This window comes from Serratia sp. CY33525, from assembly GCF_052169115.1.
Classification (GTDB): domain Bacteria; phylum Pseudomonadota; class Gammaproteobacteria; order Enterobacterales; family Enterobacteriaceae; genus Serratia; species Serratia sarumanii.
The window spans coordinates 1-674 of the sequence record NZ_JBJNLK010000035.1; the positions used below are offsets into that span (position 1 = coordinate 1).

2 tRNA genes and 2 rRNA genes are annotated in these 674 nt (G+C 48.4%); all 4 read left to right on the plus strand.

From position 1 onward, the window contains the following. A 16S ribosomal RNA gene (locus tag ACJ8IM_RS25180) occupies positions 1-107 on the plus strand; the annotation flags it as partial. A gap of 74 nt (positions 108-181) precedes the next feature. Next, positions 182-258: transfer RNA gene (locus tag ACJ8IM_RS25185), tRNA-Ile, on the plus strand. Between the two features lie 38 nt (positions 259-296). Further along, positions 297-372 (plus strand) — tRNA-Ala (locus ACJ8IM_RS25190). Positions 373-579: 207 nt separating this feature from the next. Further along, positions 580-674: ribosomal RNA gene (locus ACJ8IM_RS25195) — 23S ribosomal RNA — on the plus strand; the annotation flags it as partial.

The window sequence follows — 674 nt, forward strand, 5'->3', positions numbered from 1 at the left end:
TAGGTAGCTTAACCTTCGGGAGGGCGCTTACCACTTTGTGATTCATGACTGGGGTGAAGTCGTAACAAGGTAACCGTAGGGGAACCTGCGGTTGGATCACCTCCTTACCTAAAGATATTGCTTCGAGTGGCGTGCTCACACAGATTGTCTGATAGAAAGTAACGAGCAGAAATACCTTTATAGGCTTGTAGCTCAGGTGGTTAGAGCGCACCCCTGATAAGGGTGAGGTCGGTGGTTCAAGTCCACTCAGGCCTACCACTTCTCGGAAGTGGAAAAGGTACTGCGCGTGACTGTATGGGGCTATAGCTCAGCTGGGAGAGCGCCTGCCTTGCACGCAGGAGGTCAGCGGTTCGATCCCGCTTAGCTCCACCATATAGTCCGGTATTTCAATACTTCAGAGTATATTGGAAACAGTATGCTGCGAAGTATTTTGCTCTTTAACAATCTGGAACAAGCTGAAAATTGAAACATGACGGCTGAAATTCATTCCTCCGTAGAAGTACCGGAATGAAGAGTAACCTGTCATAGAGTCTCTCAAATGTTTGCAACTTGAACGATGGAAACATCTTCGGGTTGTGAGGTTAAGTGACTAAGCGTACACGGTGGATGCCTAGGCAGTCAGAGGCGATGAAGGGCGTGCTAATCTGCGAAAAGCGTCGGTAAGGTGATATGAA